Origin of the sequence: Bradyrhizobium sp. Ai1a-2 (assembly GCF_000426245.1) — a bacterium.
GTDB lineage: Bacteria > Pseudomonadota > Alphaproteobacteria > Rhizobiales > Xanthobacteraceae > Bradyrhizobium.
This window is the reverse complement of sequence record NZ_AUEZ01000070.1, coordinates 1-21,069: the sequence shown is the minus strand read 5'-3', so window position 1 is coordinate 21,069 and position 21,069 is coordinate 1. Positions and strand designations below refer to the sequence as shown.

20 protein-coding genes are annotated in these 21,069 nt (G+C 62.0%); 10 read left to right on the top strand and 10 right to left on the bottom strand.

Annotation, left to right across the window (positions count from 1 at the left end; all coding sequences use genetic code 11):
• The 4 genes from K288_RS0132910 to K288_RS0132895 are packed head-to-tail and all read right to left on the bottom strand — an operon-like array spanning position 1 to position 3,767.
• Positions 1 to 666: a methionine ABC transporter permease gene (locus K288_RS0132910; protein ID WP_027583375.1), complete on the bottom strand. Its 666-nt coding sequence runs from the start codon at positions 664 to 666 to the stop codon at positions 1 to 3.
• Complete coding sequence (locus tag K288_RS0132905; protein WP_027583374.1) at positions 656 to 1,780, bottom strand: methionine ABC transporter ATP-binding protein; 1,125 nt, start codon at positions 1,778 to 1,780, stop codon at positions 656 to 658. Before K288_RS0132905 ends, K288_RS0132910 begins: the two co-directional genes overlap by 11 nt.
• Before the next feature lie 50 nt (positions 1,781 to 1,830).
• Positions 1,831 to 2,151 (bottom strand): ferredoxin family protein, encoded by a 321-nt coding sequence (locus K288_RS0132900; protein WP_027583373.1) that lies wholly within the window; start codon positions 2,149 to 2,151, stop codon positions 1,831 to 1,833.
• Positions 2,148 to 3,767, bottom strand: coding sequence for an FAD-binding protein (locus K288_RS0132895; RefSeq protein WP_051334867.1), 1,620 nt, complete (start codon positions 3,765 to 3,767; stop codon positions 2,148 to 2,150). Before K288_RS0132895 ends, K288_RS0132900 begins: the two co-directional genes overlap by 4 nt.
• Positions 3,768 to 4,087: 320 nt before the next feature.
• Between K288_RS0132895 and K288_RS0132890 the strand changes: the two genes are divergently transcribed.
• Positions 4,088 to 5,428, top strand: a complete 1,341-nt coding sequence (locus K288_RS0132890; RefSeq protein ID WP_027583371.1) for an LLM class flavin-dependent oxidoreductase — start codon at positions 4,088 to 4,090, stop codon at positions 5,426 to 5,428.
• Between the two features lie 16 nt (positions 5,429 to 5,444).
• Here K288_RS0132890 and K288_RS0132885 read toward each other — a convergent pair whose 3' ends face one another.
• Positions 5,445 to 6,515 (bottom strand): LLM class flavin-dependent oxidoreductase, encoded by a 1,071-nt coding sequence (locus K288_RS0132885; protein ID WP_027583370.1) that lies wholly within the window; start codon positions 6,513 to 6,515, stop codon positions 5,445 to 5,447.
• A gap of 433 nt (positions 6,516 to 6,948) precedes the next feature.
• Between K288_RS0132885 and K288_RS0132880 the strand changes: the two genes are divergently transcribed.
• The 6 genes from K288_RS0132880 to epsC are packed head-to-tail and all read left to right on the top strand — an operon-like array spanning position 6,949 to position 12,306.
• A complete protein-coding gene (locus K288_RS0132880) occupies positions 6,949 to 7,704 on the top strand; it encodes an ABC transporter permease subunit (protein WP_244443344.1) in 756 nt (251 codons plus the stop codon).
• The gene (locus K288_RS0132875; protein ID WP_027583368.1) at positions 7,701 to 8,423 is read left to right on the top strand and encodes an ABC transporter ATP-binding protein; all 723 of its coding nucleotides are present in this window, start codon (positions 7,701 to 7,703) and stop codon (positions 8,421 to 8,423) included. The genes K288_RS0132880 and K288_RS0132875 overlap by 4 nt, the downstream gene beginning before the upstream one ends.
• Before the next feature lie 23 nt (positions 8,424 to 8,446).
• The gene (locus tag K288_RS0132870) at positions 8,447 to 9,451 is read left to right on the top strand and encodes an NrtA/SsuA/CpmA family ABC transporter substrate-binding protein (RefSeq protein ID WP_027583367.1); all 1,005 of its coding nucleotides are present in this window, start codon (positions 8,447 to 8,449) and stop codon (positions 9,449 to 9,451) included.
• Between the two features lie 38 nt (positions 9,452 to 9,489).
• Complete coding sequence (locus K288_RS0132865) at positions 9,490 to 10,719, top strand: acyl-CoA dehydrogenase family protein (RefSeq protein WP_027583366.1); 1,230 nt, start codon at positions 9,490 to 9,492, stop codon at positions 10,717 to 10,719.
• Between the two features lie 57 nt (positions 10,720 to 10,776).
• Positions 10,777 to 11,349 carry a flavin reductase family protein gene (locus K288_RS0132860; protein WP_027583365.1) on the top strand — a complete coding sequence of 191 codons (573 nt, stop codon included), beginning with the start codon at positions 10,777 to 10,779 and terminating at the stop codon, positions 11,347 to 11,349.
• Between the two features lie 3 nt (positions 11,350 to 11,352).
• Complete coding sequence (gene epsC / locus K288_RS0132855; protein WP_027583364.1) at positions 11,353 to 12,306, top strand: serine O-acetyltransferase EpsC; 954 nt, start codon at positions 11,353 to 11,355, stop codon at positions 12,304 to 12,306.
• A gap of 99 nt (positions 12,307 to 12,405) precedes the next feature.
• On the opposite strand, the gene K288_RS0132850 is transcribed toward epsC, so the two are convergent.
• The 4 genes from K288_RS0132850 to K288_RS0132835 form a co-directional block, all read right to left on the bottom strand.
• Positions 12,406 to 13,275 carry an ABC transporter permease gene (locus K288_RS0132850; protein ID WP_027583363.1) on the bottom strand — a complete coding sequence of 290 codons (870 nt, stop codon included), beginning with the start codon at positions 13,273 to 13,275 and terminating at the stop codon, positions 12,406 to 12,408.
• The gene (locus K288_RS0132845; RefSeq protein ID WP_027583362.1) at positions 13,268 to 14,134 is read right to left on the bottom strand and encodes an ABC transporter ATP-binding protein; all 867 of its coding nucleotides are present in this window, start codon (positions 14,132 to 14,134) and stop codon (positions 13,268 to 13,270) included. The genes K288_RS0132850 and K288_RS0132845 overlap by 8 nt, the downstream gene beginning before the upstream one ends.
• The gene (locus tag K288_RS0132840; RefSeq protein WP_244443342.1) at positions 14,131 to 15,108 is read right to left on the bottom strand and encodes an ABC transporter substrate-binding protein; all 978 of its coding nucleotides are present in this window, start codon (positions 15,106 to 15,108) and stop codon (positions 14,131 to 14,133) included. The genes K288_RS0132845 and K288_RS0132840 overlap by 4 nt, the downstream gene beginning before the upstream one ends.
• Before the next feature lie 120 nt (positions 15,109 to 15,228).
• A complete protein-coding gene (locus K288_RS0132835; protein ID WP_027583360.1) occupies positions 15,229 to 16,155 on the bottom strand; it encodes a TauD/TfdA family dioxygenase in 927 nt (308 codons plus the stop codon).
• Positions 16,156 to 16,933: 778 nt separating this feature from the next.
• On the opposite strand from K288_RS0132835, the gene K288_RS0132830 reads away from it, so the two are divergent.
• From K288_RS0132830 to K288_RS0132820, 3 genes are read left to right on the top strand one after another with little or no spacing between them, the layout of a single operon-like run.
• Entirely contained in the window at positions 16,934 to 17,764 is an 831-nt protein-coding gene (locus tag K288_RS0132830; protein ID WP_027583359.1) for a methyltransferase domain-containing protein, read from the top strand.
• A 43-nt stretch (positions 17,765 to 17,807) separates the two neighbouring features.
• The gene (locus K288_RS0132825) at positions 17,808 to 19,151 is read left to right on the top strand and encodes an LLM class flavin-dependent oxidoreductase (RefSeq protein WP_027583358.1); all 1,344 of its coding nucleotides are present in this window, start codon (positions 17,808 to 17,810) and stop codon (positions 19,149 to 19,151) included.
• A gap of 39 nt (positions 19,152 to 19,190) precedes the next feature.
• Entirely contained in the window at positions 19,191 to 20,003 is an 813-nt protein-coding gene (locus K288_RS0132820; RefSeq protein ID WP_027583357.1) for a MetQ/NlpA family ABC transporter substrate-binding protein, read from the top strand.
• A gap of 116 nt (positions 20,004 to 20,119) precedes the next feature.
• On the opposite strand, the gene K288_RS0132815 is transcribed toward K288_RS0132820, so the two are convergent.
• Positions 20,120 to 20,512: a hypothetical protein gene (locus K288_RS0132815; protein WP_027583356.1), complete on the bottom strand. Its 393-nt coding sequence runs from the start codon at positions 20,510 to 20,512 to the stop codon at positions 20,120 to 20,122.
• Positions 20,513 to 21,069 lie beyond the last annotated feature (557 nt).

Below are 21,069 nucleotides of genomic sequence, written 5' to 3'. Positions count from 1 at the left end.
TCACCGATGCCGCAGGCGGCGGTTGACCCGGCGCGCCAGATAATCGCCGGCGGTCTGCACCGTCTGCACCAGCGCGATCAAGACGACGACCACCGCCAGCATCATTTCCGGCATGAAGCGCTGATAGCCATAGCGGATGCCGAGATCGCCGAGGCCGCCGCCGCCCACCGCTCCGACCATTGCGGAATAACCGAGCAGGCTCACGACCGCGAGTGTCAACGCCAGCACCAGGCCCGGCAACGCTTCGGGAATGAGGACCTTGAACACAATCTGCAGCGGGCTGGCGCCAAATGAGGATGCCGTCTCGATCAGCCCACCGTCGACTTCGCGAATGGCCGCTTCCACGAGGCGCGCGATGAACGGTGTTGCGGCGATGGTCAGAGGAACGATGGCAGCGCCCGATCCGATCGAGGTGCCCGCAATCAGGCGGGTGAAGGGAATGATGGCAACTACGAGGATTATGAACGGCGTCGATCGGGTGGCATTGACGATTACGCCCAGGACCGTGTTCACGGAAGGTGCCGCGAACAGCTCGCCCTTGCGGCTGGTTGCCAGGAATATGCCGATTGGCAGGCCGAGCAACGTGGCCAGGGATGCCGCGACCGAGACCATGAACAGGCTTTCGCCCGTGGCCTCGAGGATGAGGTTGATGAGATCACGCGACATGGCCGAGACGCTCCGCGAATAACTGATGTTGCGAAAGCCAGGACAGCACCTGCCGGGTCCGGCCATCGTCGCCGGGTATACCGAGCGTCAGCGACCCAACATGCCGTCCACCTATCTCGTCGACGCGCGCCGACAACAGCGCAATGTCAATGCCCAGCTCGCGCGCCAATCGGGCCAGGATGGTATCGCCAGCGCTTGTGCCTCGAAGCTGCACGCGAATGACGGCCTGGCCGCCTTGTATCGGCTGCGGCTCGATTCGACTTGCGAGCGAGACCGGGACGCGGTCACCGAGGACTTCCGCCAGGAAGCTTTGCGTGATCGGATGCTTCGGGTGAGTGAAGATATCGGCCACGTGTCCGCGTTCCACGATATAGCCGGCGTCGATCACCACGACTTCCTTGGCGAGTTGTCGGACCACCGACATTTCGTGGGTGATCAGGACGATGGTGACGCCAAGCTCGCGATTGATGTTGGCAAGGAGGTCGAGGATCGAGCGCGTCGTCTGCGGGTCAAGCGCCGAGGTCGCCTCATCCGAGAGCAGCACGCTCGGTCGCGTTGCAAGTGCGCGGGCGATGCCGACGCGCTGCTTCTGGCCGCCGGACAGCTCGGATGGATAGCGATCGTATTTGTCCGCAATGCCGACGAGCTCGAGCAGCTCGGAAACCCTGCTTGCGATGTCTGCCTTCGACCAACCTGCTATCTCCAGCGGCAGCGCGACATTGTGCGCCGCCGTGCGAGACGACAGGAGATTGAAATGCTGGAAGATCATGCCGATCGAGCGTTGCGCCAGGCGCAGCTTCCGGCCCGAAAGCGCGGATATATCGCGGCCATCGACCACGACACGGCCGGCAGAGGGCTTCTCCAGGCCGTTGATCAAGCGGACCAGGCTGGACTTCCCCGCTCCCGAACGGCCGATCACGCCCGTGATCGATCCTCGCGGAATCGCGAAATCGATCTCTTGCAGTGCTTGTACGCCTGGTTTGTCGCGATAGGCCGGATAGGTCTTTGCAATCTGCTCAAAGCGGACCATGGCCTCCACTGCGGCCTGCTCCGGCGCGATCGATGCGAGCGCAGGGATCGGTTCGGCAACCGTCACGGGTTGATGTACGTTCATTCACAAATCCAGTGTCAATGGCGTGCGGCTGTTCTGCGGCGCAGGCGGTCTTAATGCCCAAACAGAAGATAGCTGCGGTCGACGCCCCGAAGCTCCCGCGTGTCATCGGTCCAGCCGACCGCGCGACGATAGCTGCCGAGCAGCGCGCCTTGCTTCAGGGCGACGACATCCACGCTCTGCGATGCGTCCGCGAATGGCGAGACGAACAACGCGTCTTCCGGGCAGTAGAGCTCGCAAAGAAAGCAGGTCTGACAGTCGGCCTGGCGCGCGATGATCGGGATGCCATCCGTCTTGTCGAAGACGTTGGTGGGGCAGACGTTCACGCATATGTCGCAGGACGTGCAGCGCTCTGCATCGATGACCTCGATCATTCCGCCGCCTCCGCGTAAGCACCATCAGCATGGGTGCGCGGCGCCGTCCAGACCTCGTCCAGGCCGCCGGCCGAGACGTAGTGCCGGAAGCGCTCGTCCTGATTCGGAAAGTCGTCGCGGCGATGCATGCCGCGGCTTTCCTTCCGCGCCAGGCCGCTGCGGTACATCCAGCGCGCGGTCGCCAGCATCGCGGCGGCCTCGCGGGCGCGCAGCACGTCCGCTTCGGTCGCGGCGCCGGCACTGGACGCTTCGGCCCAGAGTGCGTCGAGACGCTCCAACGAACCTTCGAGACGGCCAGCCTCACGGAAATAGTTCAACTCATAGGGAAACACCTCGTCCTGGACCGCGCGCGCCAGTTGCGCCGGCGCGAACGGCCGGTCAGCGCGCTCGCGGAGTGCGACCGTGCCGGCGCGCGCCACTTGCCGGTTCGACGCCGCGCCAGCCAGCCGCGCATAATCCGCCGCGCCCTGCCCTGCCCAGGTGCCCGACGACATGGCCCAGGCCGCGTTGTGGCTGCCGCCGCCGGTGAAGCCGCCGCAGACCAGCTCGCGTGTCGCCGCATCACCGGCGGCATAAAGCCCGGGCACGGTGGTGGCGCAGGTGTCGTCGACAATGCGCAGTCCGCCGGTGCCGCGCACGGTGCCCTCGAGGCGCAATGTTACGGGAAAGCGGTGGGTAAACGGGTCGATGCCCGTGCGGTCGAACGGCAGAAAGAAGTTCGGCTGCGACGCCCGCATCGATCGCCGCACCTCTTCGTCGGCCTTGTCGAGCCGCGCATAGACCGGCCCTTGCATCAGCGCACGAGCAATCGCTGAACGGCCACCCTTGGAGGCTGCACCCGGAACAACACTGCCGTCTTCATAGGTGAACGTCGCCCATCCATAGAACAGCGTCTTGGTCACCGAGCCGAATGCCGCCGAGATCGCATAGGGATTGGAGAACTCCATGCTGGTCAGCTCGGCGCCGGCTTCAGCCCCCATTAGGTAACCATCGCCGGTCAGCACATTCGAGCCCAACGTCTTGCTGAGAAACGCGCAGCCGCCGGTCGCGATCACCACTGCCTTGGCGCGCACCACCCAGCGATCGTCCTTCTGCCGGCGCAGGCCCGCCGCACCGGCGACCGCGCCGCCGTCGTCAACCAGAAGCTCCAGCGCCGGACTATGATCGAGGATGATGACGCCGGCAGCCTTGGTGCGCTTGCGCATCAGGCGCATATATTCCGGGCCCTGCAGCGAGTTGCGCTGGGACTTGCCGCTGTCGTCGACGGGATATGGATAACCCCATTCAGCCAGGCGATTGCTTTGCGCGTAGGTGCAATCGAGCGTGCGTGCCATCCAGCGGCGGGCCTGGAGATAGCCGCCCATCTTCTCACGGCCTGCCATCGCGGCCTCGCGAAGCGCGGGATCGGGATCGATGTACCAGACGCCGGTGCCGGCCGCGGCCGTCGCCCCCGACGTGCCGCAAAATCCCTTGTCCGCCAGCACAACGCGCGCACCATGCTCCGCCGCGCTGATCGCGGCCCACGTTCCCGCCGGCCCCCCGCCGAGGACGAGAACATCCGCATCAGATTCGATAGATCCCGCCGTGGCCGACAGCTTTTCGGCGCGCCCTGTCATGGATCACTCTCCGCAGTCCAATGTCGCGCGGCACAAGTATCGAGGCCGCATTGCACAAGATCGCGTGAGGCCATGCTTCTGGCAATTTCAGATATTTGCGCGGATGTGGACGAAGCTTTCCTTGGCACGCGCGGCGAAAGAAGATTCATGTCGCTGCATACATGCCGTTTTCTTTGATCGCAGAACGCAGCAGCACTCTGTGCATCCATCACGAGATTAGAGCCAAATTTTTCTTTTTCGCTCCACCACCTCGTCGTTTGTTTCTTGTCCCGCTGCCGCACGATATCTCGTTCAGGTCATCCTGCAGCGCAAGGGCCGCCATGTCAGCTCGTCAACTTCATCTGAACGTCAATCTCCTCCACTCCGGCACCTACGCTTCCGCTTGGCGCTTGCCGGACAGCGATCCCTATGCGTGCTTCGATATTGGGCACTATGTGCGGGTCGCGCAAATTGCCGAGCGTGGCAAGCTCGATGCGATCTTCCTCGCGGACACCCCGGCGATCACCGATCGCATCGAGTACCGTTCCTTCATGTCGATGGAGCCAACGATCGTGCTCGCAGCGGTCGCCGCCTCAACCAAGCATATCGGGTTGATCGCAACCGCGTCGACGACCTACAACGAGCCCTACAATATCGCCCGCCGCTTCGCGACGCTTGATCACACGAGCGGCGGCCGCTCGGGCTGGAACGCGGTGACGACGGCGGATTCTGCGTCAAGCCGCAATTTCGGCTTGGCGAGCGCGCTCGAACACAAGGCCCGCTATGAGCGTGCCAAGGAATTCACCGAGGTCGTTCACGCGCTGTGGGATAGCTGGGAGGACGATGCGTTTGTCGGCGACAAGCTCAATGCGCGTTTTGTGGATACGACCAAGGTTCATGCGATCGCCCATCGCGGTGCGCATTATTCTGTTGCCGGCCCGCTGAATGTGCCGCGATCGCCTCAGGGACGGCCTGTCACCGTCCAGGCCGGCGGATCGAGCGACGGCCGCGACTTTGCCGCGAGCCATGCCGAAGCCGTGTTCACGCTCGCCCAGACGGTCGACGAAGGCGTCGCCTATGCGCGCGACCTGCGTGCCCGAGCGACCGCCTACGGCCGGTCCGGCGATTCCATCGTCATTCTGCCCGGCCTCACGACGGTCATCGGCAGCACCGAGGCGGAGGCGAAGCGGCGGCAGGATGAGCTTTGGGAACTCATCCCAATCGAATACAGCCTTGCACGGCTTGCCGGCACTCTGCAGATCGATCCGACGCTGCTCGTGCTTGACCAGCCGCTGCCCGATCCGCTTCCGCTTCCCGCCAACGCCAATCACACCATGTTTCAAGGGACGGTCAACTTAGCGCGACGCGGCAACCTCACCGTTCGTCAGCTCCTGCGCGCGTTGGGCGGCGGCGTCGGGCATCGCATCATCGTCGGAACGCCTGAGCAGATCGCCGATGACATCGAGGCCTGGTTCAGGGCCGGCGCTGCCGACGGCTTCAACCTGATGCCCGATGTGCTGCCGTCGGGCCTCGAAACGTTCATCGATACGATCGTGCCGATCCTGCAACGGCGCAGCCTGTTTCGGACAGAATATAGCGGCTCAACCCTGCGCAACCATTTTGGCCTCGCAAAGCCTCCGAGCCGGTTCGCAAAGGCGGGAAAAGAAAGAGCTTCCGCCTGAAGGCAAGTGCCGGTTGTTAGCTCTGCGCAGCCCGCTCGGCCTGTGCTGACCGCACCCGCGGTATCACCTCCTCGGCAAAACGTCGCATCTCTGCTTCGAATGGCTGGAACTGCAACATAAACAACTCAATGCCGGCAGCATGAAAGATAGAGATACGCGCGGCCACCTCATCGTAGCTGCCGACAAGTCCGGCCGCCGTGCCGCCATTGGTGCCAACGCGTGGCGTTTTCTGCATCGTCTGCATCATCACGACCTTCGGATCGGTGTTCTGCCGCTGGATTGCCTTCATCGGTGCGTCTTTTGCCGCGAGCGCCAATAAGTGCTCGTGCTCGGCCCGAGCCTGCTCGCTCGTCTCGCGTGCAACAACGAAGGCGGAAAGCCCAAAGCGCAGGGGCGCTGCTGTCCGCGGGCGCGCCGCAACATCCGCGATCAAGCTCGCCACGTCGGCTACCGGCTGGCCGTTGATGAACCAGACATCGCCATGGTCGGCGACCAAGGCACGCGCGGGCTCGGACTCGCCCCCAACGTAGATCGTCGGCCGCTTCCGATAAAGGCTCGCTGGTCTGAGGGCGTAGTCGCGCACATCGAAATGCTTGCCTTTGTAGGTCAAGCGTTCGCCTTGGATCAAGCGTGACACCACAGAGATCCACTCGCGGCCATAAGCGTAGCGGTCATCATGCTCTGCGAAGCCGATTCCAGCCTTCTCCAGCTCCGGGCGATTCCATGCATTGACCAGATTAAGCGCAAAGCGGCCACGGCTGATGTTCTCGATCCCGAGCGCCATCTTGGCGAGCACGACGGGATGATAGAGATAAGGCTTGATGGCCGCGATGATCTCGATCCGGTTCGTCAGTGCGGCAATTGCGGCCGCAGCACTCCAGGCCTCGAGTTGATCGAAGTCCTCGATATGCGGGTTGATGGTGTGCTGCGCGATCAATGTCGAGTCATAGCCAAGCTCCTCCGCAGCAAGCACGAGATCACGATTGCGCTCCCATGACGCGTCATAGGGCTCGTCGGGATGTTGGTATGCACCACGTGATCCGTGCACCACCGCCCAGATGCCAAAGCGCGGAGACGTTGCTGTCATGGGAGCCTCTCTTCGTAGAGCTCGTGCCTTATCGCGCGAACGCCGCTCGTTTTGACCAACGAGTGCTTCAAGTTCAAGCACGCCCGCATCAAAAGATATTCTTTGCCGCCGAGGCGGGCGCGGAGAAATCAGAAAACTCCGGAACGAATGACAATTGAAAAACCCCTCTATTTCTGTTCGCCGAAATTCGTGGGACAGTTTTACGCGTGTGACGAATATGGCTGTTGGCGGCAGCGCAGCGAGCGATGGCTCGTGCCTGTTTCCTGCGCAGCATGATGAATCGGCATTTCATGTGCTGCATGACGCGCGACACGATGCAACGGGACCCGAGTCAGCCTTGAGCAATATCGAGCAAACTCTCGCAGCCACCAAATTTGATCAGGCGCAGACGGCAGCCTCCCAGCACACACCCGCTCCGCTAGGAAGGCGTAGCCTGCTGGCGATCTCGTGGCTCGCGCCGGCGGCAATCGTCATCATTTGGGAATTGCTGGCGAGAGCAGGATGGATCTCACCGCAGGTGCTGCCGGCACCGACCAAGGTCGTCGCCACCGCTGTCAAGCTGGCTACGACCGATAACCTTCTGAACGATCTCGGCGTGAGCCTGTTGCGGGCGGCAAGCGGTTTTGTGGTCGGAGCCAGCATCGGCTTTGCACTTGGCACCCTGGTCGGTTTCTCGCGCATCGCGAAGGCCGCGATCGACCGCAGCGTCCAGATGATCCGCGCCATTCCCTTCCTCGCGGTTCTTCCGCTCGTGATCGTCTGGCTCGGGGTGGGTGAAGCCGAGAAGATCTTCCTGGTCGCGCTTGGCGTGACGTTTCCGATCTATATCAACACCACCCTCGGGATCCGGCAGATCGATCCCAAGCTGATCGAACTCGGGCGGGTCCAGGGGCTCAGCCGTCTCGGACTGATCCGGCGCATTATCCTTCCCGGCGCCCTGCCGTCCATCCTCACCGGCGTGCGCTATGCGCTGGCGACCGCTTGGCTCGCGCTGGTCGTGGCCGAGACTATCGGGGCGCAATCCGGCATCGGATTCCTCGCTATGGACGCGCGAGAATTTTTGCGCACCGACGTGATCGTGCTGACGATCGTGATCTACGCCCTGATCGGCGTCGCCGCGGACGCGATCGCACGCTGGCTCGAGCGACGGCTGCTGGCCTGGCATCCGAACTATGGAGGCGGACGATGACCGCGCATGTCGCGCCGCCTGCCTCTTCGGCGACCAATCCGGCTGTGGTGGTGAGCAACCTCCGCCGCGCCTATGGCGCCCGCGTCGTGATCGATCGACTTAATCTGCGCATCGAGCGTGGGGAATTCGTCGCGCTGCTGGGCGAAAGCGGCTGCGGCAAGACCACGCTGCTCAGAGCGCTGGCCGGCCTCGATCCGATCCAAGGTGGACGCATCGCAGCGCCAAGGCGGCCGGCGGTCGTGTTCCAGGAGCATCGTCTGCTGCCATGGGACAGTCTCTGGAGCAACGTCTCCCTCGGCCTTCAACTGCCTGACGCGCGCGAACGCGCCGCGGCCGCGCTTGCCGAGGTCGGGCTCGGCGACCGCCTCGATGACTGGCCACGTAACCTTTCGGGCGGGCAGGCTCAGCGGGTGGCACTCGCCCGCGCCCTGGTACAACAGCCCGAGCTTCTGCTGCTGGATGAGCCGTTCGCTGCGCTCGATGCGCTGACGCGTATCCGCATGCACGACCTTGTCCGCCAGCTCGTCGCCAATCATCGACCCGGCGTCTTGCTTGTTACACACGACGTCGACGAAGCCATCGCATTGGCCGACCGCATCCTGGTGATGCGCGATGGCGCGATCGCCTTTGAGTATCGCGAGGCCGGCGGTTCCGGCTCGATCGAACGAACTGTGCTGCTCGCCGAGCTCGGCGTGCTCGTCTCTCATGCCGCCGCATAAGGTTTTCCGAAAGGATCGTCCCCATGTCTCACTCTCAATCCAGCAATCCATCCCGGCGCAGCTTCCTGGGCACCGCCGCGGCCGGCATCGGCACTCTTGCCGGGTTCGATCTCGGCGAATCCGCGTGGTCGGCGACCGGCCGCTCCACCGATCTGGTCCGCCTGACCTGGGGGCTCAGCGGCCTCAACCTGATCGCCAAGGAACGCGGCGAATTCGAAAAGGTATTGGCGAAGGACGGCATCAAGGTGGAATGGCTCGGGCCATTCCCGAACCACGCGCCGACCTTGCAGGCCGTCACTGGCGGCAGCGCCGACTTCTCCTTTGGCGGCAGCACAACGCCGGCGCTCGCCGCGATCATCGCGGGCTCACCACTTGTCTTCACCCAATTCGTCGTCTACGAGCCGCGTACCACGGCGATCATCGCCAAGGATGATTCCGGCATCAACAAGATCGAGGATCTCGTCGGCAAATCGGTCGCGGTCAACCGTTCGGGTCTTGGTGAATTTCTTCTGGTGGCGGCGCTGGAGAAGCACAAGGTCGACCGATCGGCGGTGAAGTTCGTCTATCTCAATCCGCCCGATGCCGCGCCTGCGTTGGCCTCGGGAAAGGTCGACGCCTGGTCGATGTGGAGCCCGGGCGTCGATATCGCGCGGCTCGAATACAAGGCCCACGATATTTTCCTCGAAGGCCGCGATCTCGAATTCCAGATCGATTACACGTCGTACCTGACCACCCGCAAATTCTCCACCGACAATCCCGCGCTGGTCCGCGCGGTCAACGATGCCTTCCGCGCCGAGGGCAAGTGGATTTCGGAAAACAGCAAGGAAGCTGAATACATCGCGCAGAAAGCCGGCAAATACAGCGATCAGGTCCGCGACCAGTTCATCGCCATGAACCGACAGTACCGCTACTTCCCGGTCAACGATGAAAAGTTCCTGTCCGAATTGCAACGCGCCGCGGACTGGCTTGTCGCACGAAAGGTCCTGCCCGAGCCGATTAAGGTCACCGATCATCTCGCTCAGCTCTGATCGCGGCTGCCTCCAGCAATGACATCCGGACTCTAAAAATGAACAAACCTGCATCCGCTACTAGCCTCGCCCCGTCCGGGCAGATCGCTCTCCGCTCCGCGGAGCTGGATGCCCTGTTCGCCCGGATTGCCGAAGGAGAAAGCAAGCGCGAGCGCGAGCGCATCTTGCCGTTCGACGCGATCGATCTGATCCGCGATGCGAAGCTTGGTGCATTGCGCCTGCCAACCTCCGCCGGCGGCGCCGGCAGCACGATCCGCGAATTGTTCGAAGTCATCATTCGCCTCGGCGAAGCCGACGCGAACGTCGCGCACATCCTGCGCAACCATTTCAGCGTGGTCGAGCGGCTGGTTCGTCAACCCAGGGACGAGCAGGGCCGACAATGGCAGCAGGCAGTCGCCGATGGCGCCATCATCGGGCTTGCCACGACCGAGCTCGACACCCCGCAGGTCGGCGACATCATCCCGAACACGACCTTCACGCCGGATAGCGACGACTACCTGCTGAACGGCACCAAATATTACAGCACCGGCACGCTTTATTCCGACTACGTCCTGGTCCGTGCCGCCGATCCATCAGGCAATGCGGGCGCGACCATCATCCCGGTGAAGCGAGACGGCGTCGAACTGATCGACGATTGGGATGGCCTGGGACAGCGGTTGACGGCGACCGGCACCACGCATTTCCGGAACGTGCGGGTCAGACGCGAGGAGATCGTGTTCGATGCGCCTGACGTCGGATATGGGGTACCCTATTCCAACACGTTCGCCCAACTATTTCTGACTGCTATTGTCGCGGGGATCGCTCGTGCCGCCCTGCGAGATGCAGCGGCCCTCGTCCGTTCGCGCAAGCGCACCTTCTATTACGCGCCGAGCGAGGCGCCGACCGACGATCCGGTGCTGCAACAAACCATCGGGCAGATCGCAAGTGGCGCGTTTGCCGCCGAAACGGTGGTCCTTGCCGCGGCCGAGGCCCTGGATGTAGCGACCGACGCTTTCGACGCCGGCGTCCGAGACGCGAACGAAGTCGCTCACAGAGCGGCGCTGCTGTCAGCCAAGGCCAAGATTGTCGCCGATGATTTTGCCATTCGGGCCGGCAGCCTGTTGTTCGACGTCGGCGGCGCATCCGCCACCAAGAAGGCGACCAATTTCGATCGGCACTGGCGCAACGCTCGCACGCTGTCGTCACACAATCCGACAACCTACAAGGCCCGATCAATCGGACAACACGTGATCAGCGGCACCCCGCTGCCGGCCAAAGGCTTTTTCTGAACCAATCTCGAAGAGGCCTGAAGCAACACGGGGTGCAACGCCAGAGGAGGAGAGCAAATGGCCCGGGCGGACTTCCATCTCGTCAATGAAACTGACGAAATCGAGCAGCAGTTCCGCTCGGTCATGCGCCGCCTCGCCGGCGGTGTGAGCATCATCACCGCCGGCCGGGGCAGTGACATCACGGGGATGACAGTGACCTCGCTGAGCTCGCTCAGCACCGCTCCTCCCCGCCTCCTTGTCAGCATCAATCGGCAAGCATCCTCCTTTCCATTGATCGATCGCTACCGGGTGTTCGGCGTCAATATCCTGGGATCCGACCAGCACGACGTCGCCGGCCGATTCAGCAACGGCCGACTGAAGGGCGGCCAGCGCTTCGAGGGCGTCGCGTGGTCTGCCGGCTCATCGGGCGTGCCTCTGCTCAGCCATTCGTTGGCGACGATTGAATGCCAGGTCGAAGAAATCATTGAACGTCACTCCCACGGGATCGTCGTCGGTAGTTTGTTGAGCTTCGAATTGTCGCCGCGTCTGTCGGGTCTCGTCTATTGGAACGGTCAATATATCGAGATCGATCCCGACAGCGGCCTCGACCTGCTTGCCGAGGTCGGGATTCCCCTCGCCCATGCCCGGTGATGCATGAAACCCGAAATCCCGCCGGACGACAGCGCCCTCGCAACTGATGCAGACGGTCCGGCGCTCAAGCGATGGCAGCTCGATCGCATCGTTGCTGAGCTACGGGTATCGCGCGAGGAGACGCACAGCATCCGCCGCGATGGTGAGGCGCGCCGCGCGCCTTCCCGCGCGGCATTGGAAGACATCCTCAACAGGCTGACCGAAGCATTGTTTCCGCGCCACTATGGGCGCTTCGAGCTCGACGGAGAGAATATCGACTATTTTGTTGGACACACGTTGAGCATTGCCCTTGATCAGCTCTGCGAGCAGATTCATCGCGGCGCGCTGTTCGTCGGCGATGAGCTGTTGCGCGGCTTTCGCCGGCGGGATGCAATCGATCTCACCCGGCAGTTCGCATCCGAGCTGCCGGCCGTGCGCGGCGTCCTCATCAGCGATCTCCGTGCCGCCTTTGTCGGCGATCCCGCCGCCAGAAATTTTCCGGAGATCCTGATCGGCTATCCCGGCATGACGGCGATCATTCACCATCGCCTTGCCCATATCCTGCATCGGCTCGACGCGCGATTGGTGGCGCGCCTGGTCGCCGAGATCGCTCATACCCGAACCGGAATCGACATTCACCCGGGCGCGAGCATTGGATCAGGCTTCTTCATCGATCACGGGACCGGTGTCGTGATCGGCGAGACCGCGATCATCGGCGATAACGTGCGCATCTACCAGGCCGTCACACTCGGCGCCCGTCATTTCCCCACTGACGACGAAGGTAATCTCGTCAAGGGCGATGCCCGCCATCCCATCGTCGAGGATGACGTCGTGATTTACGCCGGCGCCACCATTCTCGGACGGATCACCATCGGCCGCGGCTCGACCATCGGCGGCAATGTCTGGCTCACGCAAAGCGTGCCGCCGAACAGCATCGTGACCCAGGCGACGGCGCGCAACAAGCCCGGCGCCGGCTAAAGCGCTTTCGAGCGAAGTGGACACCGGTTCGCGTGAAGAGAGCGCGTCAGAACAGAAATCTAGAGCTTCGGTTCTGATTCAAACAGAACCGAAAATGCTCTAGACCGCCGCCTTCCACCGCATCAGACGGCGCTCCAGCGCCTCGAGCACGGCATTGAAGGTCAAGCCGATGACGGTGATCCCGAGAATGCCGAAGTACATCTGCGGGATGAGGAAGCTGTACTGGCTATAGATGATGAGATAGCCGAGGCCCGCCTTTGCACCAACCATTTCGGAAGCGACCAGCACCAGCATCGCCGACGCACTCGCGAGGCGAATTCCAACAAAAATCGTGGGCAGCGCCGCCGGCAGGATGACCTTGCGGAAGAGCTGCTGAGGGCTCGCGCCCATCGTCCGGGCCGATTTGACCAGCAGCGGGTCGACCTGCCTGACTGCGGCGATAGTGTTGAGCAGCAGCGGCCAGGCGCAGCTATAAATCACCATGGTGATCTTCGACAGCTCGCCGATCCCCAGCAGCAGGATGAACACAGGCAGCAGTGCGAGCGGCGCCGTGTTGCGGCAGACTTCGATGAACTGATTGAGGAGGTCGCCGAGGCGGGCATACCAGCCGACCGCAAGCCCCAATGGGACTATCAGCACCACCGAGATCAGGAAGCCGCTCAGCGCGCGCAACAGGCTCGCCGCGACATCGTCGTAGAGCTCACCGCTTTGAGCAAGCCGCCAGCCTGCGGCAATCACGTCAGAGAACGGCGGCAGAAACGCCGGGTCGGCCAATCCAAACCGCGGAACGGCTTCCCAAAGCGCCAGCAGCGCAAGCACCAGCAAGGAGCGCTGGCCGAACCCAACCACCCTGCGGATAGCCGGACGCAAAGCCTCCCACCTGTTGAAGGTCCTATCGGGCTCCTGCCCGTGGATGAGTGGACGTCCTTGCGCCAGTTCGAGGAGTGACAGCATTTCGAGGCTAGACATGGGCGAGCTCCTTTTCGGCCTTCTCTGCACGGCGCGCATCCGCCTCACTCGCCGCTTGGCCATGCTGGGCCTTCAGCACCTCTTCCCGTAGCAGCGACCAGACCTCATGCCGGATCTGGCCGAATGCAGGAAGCGACCGCACGTCGTCCGTCTCGCTGTGCAATTCCTCCGGGACATCGATCACCTGCTTGATGCGTCCAGGACGCGACGTCATGACCGCGACCCGTTGGCCCAGCACGACGGCCTCGTCGATGCCGTGGGTGATGAAAACGACGGTCTTCCCGGTCGTCCGCCAGATGCGCAGGAGTTCACCCTGCAGCGTTTCCCGCGTCTGGGCATCGAGCGCTGCAAAGGGCTCGTCCATCAGCAACACTTCGGGATCGTACGCGAGGCTGCGCGCGATCGCGACGCGCTGCTTCATGCCGCCGGACAATTCGTGCGGATAACGGTCGGCGAAGGAGGCAAGCCCAACGAGATCGAGATAGTGCAGCGCGCGCTCGCGGCGCGCCTTCGATTTCATGCCCGCGATATCGAGGCCGAACTCAACGTTCTGCGCCGCGGTGCGCCAGGGAAACAGCGCATATTGCTGGAACACGATGCCGCGATCGCGCGCGGGTCCAATGATCGGCCGGCCGTCGAGCAGGATCCGGCCGCTGGTCGGAACCGCCAATCCGCCTAGCAGATCGAGCAGCGTGGACTTGCCGCAGCCGCTCGGCCCGACCAGCGCGAGGAACTCCCCGGAGCGAACGTCGAGCGTGATATCCTCCAGCGCCGTGAAGTTGCGCGGAGGGCTTCCGCCCTCGCCCCGGACAGTGAACTCTTTCCGAACCTGCTCGAAGCTAATCTTGGTCGCGCTCATTTGGCGTCCGCCTGCTTGCCGGTGCGATAGAAGTTGAACTCGTTCGTATAGGTATCCGCCGCCTTGAGTTGGTTGGGCTTGAGCAGGCCGTCCTTGACCAGCCAGTCGATCCAGATCTGAATTTCGCCGTCGCTGATGACGCCGCCCCTGGTGGCAACGCCGGTGCTCTTCCAGTATTTGATGGGCGAGGCATCCTCGTTCCGCTTGCGATCGGCGATGATCCGCTCGAACCGGGCGCGCACCTCTTCCGCCGGCGTCGCTTGTGCCCAGGCGATGGCGCGCGAAATTCCTTCCACGAGCTTGCGAGACGTGTTGGGATTGTCCCTGATGAATTTATCGCGCAGGACATAGGCGCCACCGGTGAAGTTGCCGAACAGGTCGGTATCGGCGAACAGCCTGCGGATGCCGCCGCGCTCCAGCGCCTTGTCGCGCAAAATTCCATTGAGCGTTGTGACATCGACCGCCCCCTGGCGCAGTGCCTGCTCGCCGGTGACCGGCGGCACCGCGACCAGCGTAACCTGCTTGGCCTCAGCGACGCTGATGCCATTGCGGGCGAGGTATTCTCGGAGCACGAATTCGAGATGCGCCCCCAGCGTGTTGACCGCAACCTTCTTGCCGATCAGATCGCGGGCAGTTTTGATTGGGCTATCTTCCTTGACGTAATAGCCGTTATAGGTGTTGTCATCGGATCCGTAGTAACCGACCACGGCTTTGATCGGCGCCTTGGCCGCGATCAGCTTGATGATCGCGCCATAGAAAGCGCCGCCGATGTCGACATCGCCAGTGACGACGGTCTGGATGTCCTGCGGCCCAGAGATGGTGTTGCCGACCCATTTCAGCTTCAGCGGCGCCAGATAGCCGAGGTCGCCGGCAAGCTCCACAAAGGTCACCTGTCCGGCCCAGCCCTGATAGCGGATTTCGGTCTGCTCTGGCAGTGAATCCGCCATCGCCTGGCTGAACAAGGCGATACTCATCGCAGCTCCCCAAAGGAAGCACCGCGAGGCCTTGGCCAGTCGGCTTAGGGAGATCGTGGCCGACCACTTTCCAGTTCGAGACAAAGTCGTCATCTACCGTTCTCCGATTGCGCGTGGCTGTCAGGCGGCGTTGGCCTGGGGCTTCGCGGCCTTGATCCGCGTGATGCTCTTGCGGCCATCGATGCTGACCGGCACGTCGCCATCGAGAGTGACACGGCGGACAACGCGGTGCTGATCGCCATAGTCGTTCACGGCGTAGTGCTGCGTCGCGCGATTATCCCAGATCGCGACGTCGCCCTGCTTCCAGCTCCAGCGCACTGTGTTTTCGGGAGCTGTGACATGCGACTGGAACAGATCGAAGAGCTTCTGGCTGTCGTATTTCGGAACGCCGACGAAGCGCTGCACGAAATTGCCGAGCACGAGCGTCCGCTCGTCCGTCTCGGGATGGACGCGGACAACCGGATGTTCCGTCTCGTAGACCGTGCCGGTGAAGACCTCGTCGAAATGCTTCCTGTCGGCTTCGCTGGCGCGGTGCTTTACCGCATAGTCATAGGCGTTGCTGTGGACGGCCCAGAGCTCGTCGGCGAGGCGCTGCAACGGCGCCGGCAGGTCGAGATAGGCAGCCGCCGTGTTGGACCAAATCGTGTCGCCGCCGAACGGCGGGATCACGACGCCACGGAGGATCGAGATTTTCGGATACGCATCGACAAAGGTGACATCGGTGTGCCACTGGTCCGCACGCCCTCCGCCCCGGGCAGAATCGAGTTCGAGAATAGAGGCATTTCCCTTTGTCGCGCCGATAGTCGGATGCGGCACGAGCTTTCCGAACCGCAGCGCAAAGCGCTCCTGCTCAGCGTCGTCGAGGTGACCCTGATCACGGAAGAAGATTACCTTGTGCTCGAGCAGCACCTTGTTGATCGCACCGATCACCTGGTCGGGTAGATCGCCCGAGAGCTTGACGTTCCTGATCTCTGCACTAATGCGGGCGGCACGCTTGACGATGTCGGCACGCGGGATGACGTTGTCGATGGCAGTTGTGTCAGTCATGGTCATGGTCCCCAGGGCCGCGATCGCGTTTCAGGACAAAGCTCCGCCATTCGCCGATCGCTTGAAGCGACGGCGGAGCATTCATTTGATTGTCTTGTGATCAGTCCTCTCTGCGGCTCGCCATCGGCCTTCCTCGCCGAGCAGGCGGGATCACTCGGGACCGTTCCGTTCTCAAGCTGCTTCGGTGCAAACTCGATGCATAGTCGTAAGATGCTATCGCAAGCCGCTCGAAAATACGTTCCAAACTTGCGAGCAGGCGGGAAATAGTTGCGCTCACATTTCGATACCGAAGGAAATTCAGTTGAGCTTCCATTCGCGTTACTCCGCGGCAACGTCCGACCGGCAGGCCGAAGCGAAAATCGAGCTGAGGCATGATCTACATCCACGTCCGAGGTGACATATCGATGCATGCAAATCGTAGAAGCGAATGATGCTCAGTCAATGAAATGAAATCATCGTTGTTTTTGAGTGCGCACAACTATCGCATCGTCGACGATCCCCTCGCTGAAACATTTTGGACGAAGTGCTGCGGCCGATGACGGACTGGCATAGTCCGATCGATCGCCGCATCGCTCCAATGCCTCAGCACGTCCTGTGCTCTCATCTACATCAGCGGGATTGCGCATAACGTTCATGCTCACCCTCTCCGCAACAACGTAAATTCATTTCATCGACATTGTTGCAAGCTCCGACATAGACTCTTCTGGTCTCTCGCATACACCGCACGCGGCACGCCGGCGTTCGGCACACCGCGAAAGCAGACATCGGGGAACATCAAATGTCGCAACTCGGCGGCGCTATTAGTCTTGCACAGGACACGCTCGCACTCGCTCAGGCCTACGAGCAGGCGGGCATCCTGCAATTTCATCACGGCAAATTCCTGATCGGCCCGCTTGCACTGAAAGCGGGAGATCATGTGCTCGATATCGGCGCAGGCACGGGCCGGTTGACGGAATTTGCCGCGGGCGTCGTGGGTCCAACCGGGCGCGTCATCGGCCTCGATCCGCTCGAATACCGAATCGCGATCGCTCAACTGCGGCAAACCGAAGCCCTGACCTTCGAGACCGGCCGGGCCGAGGACCTGTCGCGCTTCGACGAGAACACGTTCGACGCAGTCTATCTCAATAGCGTGCTGCACTGGATCGAGGACAAGGCGCTGGCTTTGAACGAGATTCACCGCGTCCTGAAGCCCGGCGGCAGGCTCGGGCTGAACGTTCAGGATCCGGCAAAGCCGCACGAATCCCGAGCCTTGCTGCGCAAAGCCATCCAGCAGATCGGGCTCGGCGGCCGCCATGCCGAATCCCATCCAGTTCTCGGCGTGGGTGATGACGAGCTCAGGCGGCTGTTAAGCGAGGCCGGATTCATCGAATATCGAAGCGAGCTGCGATCGCTCGTCGAAATCCACCGAGACGCGGACTCCCTGCTCAAATGGTCCGAGGCAAGCGCGTTCGGCAATTTTCTCGACGGCTTCTCCGAGGCGGAACGCACAGCCGTCCGCCTCGCCTTCACCGACCTCCTTGAAAGCAAGCGCGTGCCTGAAGGTCTGCGGCTGGAGCGATATCTGCGCTTCGCATTCGCACACAAAGGCGGCGCCGCTCGCACCATCTGATGTTCCTTTCATCTTTCTCAACATCCGCATGAGCGCGTGAACCATGAGTGATCGACGACAACTTGCTCTCAATCTCTTCATCTATCCGGGCGGCCATCACGAGGCAGCGTGGCGCTACAAGGGCTACCCGGCGGATCGTATCCTCGACGTCTCCTTCTATCAGGAGCTTACTCAGCGGGCTGAAACACACAAATTCGATGCCATCTTCTTCGCCGACGGCCCGGCGCTTGCCGACAACGTCCGCTACGCACAGCGCTTTCGGTTCGAGCCGATCACCTGGCTCGCCGCGATCGCCGCGGTCACCAAGCGCATCGGCCTGATCGCAACCGCGTCGACTACCTATACGGAGCCCTATAATCTGGCGCGACTGTTCGCTTCGCTCGATCATTTGAGCCAGGGGCGCGCGGGCTGGAACATCGTCACGACAAGCACGCCGCAGGCTGCGCAGAATTTCGGACTGCCCGAGCATCCGCCGCACCACGAGCGATACGAGCGGGCGCGCGAGTATCTCGACGTGATCACGAAGCTCTGGGATAGCTGGGAGGACGATGCTCTCGTCAATGATCCTGTCTCCGGCGTTTTCGCCGACACCAGCAAGATCCACGCGATCGATCATGTCAGCAAGCAGCTCCGCGTTCGCGGTCCGCTGAATATCTCGCGTTCTCCGCAGGGCCGCCCGGTCTACGTTCAGGCCGGCTCATCCGACGACGGACGGTCCTTCGCCGCTCGCTTTGCGGAAGCGATCTTCACAGCGCATCAGACACTCGACAGCGCCCAGGAGTTCTATGCCGACATCAAGCGGCAAGCTGGCTCCTTCGGCCGCAGCCCCGATCAAATCAAAATTCTCCCGGGCATCAGTCCATTCATCGGCAGCACGCAAGCCGAGGCCGATCGCTTGCAGGAAGAGTTCAACGATCTCATTCAGCCGGAGTATTCGCTGACCCAGCTCCGGCAGATGATCGGGCTTGATCTCTCGGGATTTGATCTTGACGCGCCCTTCCCACGCCACTTGATCGACGCCGGCAGCGCGCGCGGAGTGGCGAGCCGTTTCAAGCTCGTCGTCGACATCGTCGATCGCGAGAAGCCAACGATCCGTCAGCTCGTGCAGCGCCTGGCGGGCGCGCGCGGCCATTGGGTGATCGCCGGGACACCTGGAAGGATCGCAGATAACATCCAGACCTGGTTCGAGAACGGCGCAGCCGACGGCTTCAACGTGATGCCGCCCTGGCTGCCGGGCGGCTTCGATATCTTCGCCGAAGAGGTCGTTCCGATCCTGCGCAAGCGCGGCCTGTTCCGTAACGACTATACCGGCAAGATGCTGCGCGAGCACTACGGGCTGAACAGACCGGCAAGCGTCTTCAGCCATGCGCCTCAGGCGATTGCGTAACGGCCAGGCCCGCACGAAACGAGATAAGTAGAGAGACAAATGACGAGATTCTGGTTGCTGCTGTCCAGCCTTGCTCTTTCCATTTTCATCGCTGGCAATGCATTGGCCCAGCAACCCGCCAAAGCCGAGCTCAAGGTCGGCTTCGTTCCCGGCCCGTACATCGACGAGTTCAAAGCTGGCGTCGAACCGGAGCTCAAGAAGAAGGGCTATACCGTTCGCTATTTCGAGTTCTCGACCGGACTCGAGGCCAACAATGCCGTGTTCAAGGGCGACATCGACGCTAACGTCATGCAGCACACGGTGTTCCTCAACTCCTACAACGAGCGGCAGAAAACCGATCTCGTCGGAATCGTACATGTGCCGACGCCGCCGATGGGACTTTACTCGAAGAAACACGCCTTGGATACGCCCATCAAGGCAGGCTCGACGGTGGCCGTGCCGAACGACCCAGTCAATCTACAGCGCGCGCTATGGGTTCTGCGCGACCTCGGCCTGGTCGAGATCCGGGACAGCAAGCCGGTAGATGTCACCGAACTGGATGTGATCAAGAACCCTGGCGGCATCAAGATCGTGCCGCTGGAGTCCGCCCAGGCGCCGCGCGCGCTCGACGATGTCGACTTCGCCGCGATCCAGGGCAATTTCGCAATCTATAGCGGCCTCAAGCTGACCAACGCTTTCGCGTTGGAGAAAATGACGACGCCTTACGTCAATGTCGTGGCGGTCAAGCGTGACAACGCCGACAGCCCCTGGGCGCAGGACATCGTGTTGGCTTACAAGTCGCCGACGTTCAAGAACGCGATCCTCTCGGACCGATTCTATGACGGCTTCACCCTGCCGGACTATTTGCAATGACGAAACCGCAATGGATACGATCGAGCACGACTGCCGATGATTTGTGATATGGCCACGTTGCAGCCGCGCCGCACGGCTGTGAACATCCTCGAACAAGCTGGCCATGGCGTCCGTCTCTAGGAGTTCGCCGCCTTGGCATCCTTGAGCATCTGTCGCGCTTTTTCGGGGGCTTCGCGCACTGCGAGAAAGGCTCTCGCTCCGAACTCGAGAATCGACTTGGCCTCTTCGTGGTAGACCTCCGGGTCGCTTTCCGAGACCTGCCGAACCCGCTTGACGCTAACGACAAGTTTTAGCTTTGCATCGGGAGTCGTGAAATTCGCCAATGGTACTTTGGCAGCTTGAAATTTGTCCGCCAAGTCACTGACCTTCTCAGCCGAATATATGCGGTCTCCTATCAAGCGGAGCATGGTTGCCCCTTTCCACTCGCTATCAAACGCCTTCCTCAGCCACAGCAGTTCGGTCTCACCTACCTCCTGCACGCCACCTCCGGGCAAATTGACGACAACCATTTCGCTACCTCCACTCGCGCCGCCAAATCGGTCCATAAATACTGCACTATGCAATCTGTCACGGATCGTCTCTCGCGTACGGAGAGCACGTTGCGATCGACCGTGACTCTGTTGTTGCTTCAGAAGCGGAGCAGCTTGTATTTCCGTGCCCGGTGGCTGACATCTCTGGACATATGCAATCGTTCGCCATCGCGCCGGCGGTAAGGAGGAAATACGACACTAGGACAATAAGGCACACCGCAAAGCTGTAGACGGGCCTTTATGGCCGCGCTCTCGTCGTCATGATCGAAGTTCATAGTGCCGCGCGGCAATTAGGGTGGAAGCGTAGCGTCAATCAGGATGAGAGAGCTTCGCCGGGCTCGTGACGCAGGGAGGGCGTAGCCCGACCGGAGTTACGAGCCCGGCGACGGCGCGATCCACAGGGGATCGCGCCGTCTGGTGATCGCGGCCGGCTGGTTATGCAAGTGGTTCTTCCGCCAAGAGGAATCACTCGCTTGCCAGGCCGACACATTACCGATCACCAGATGAGGCTCTACATGAAGTACCGTCAGACCGAT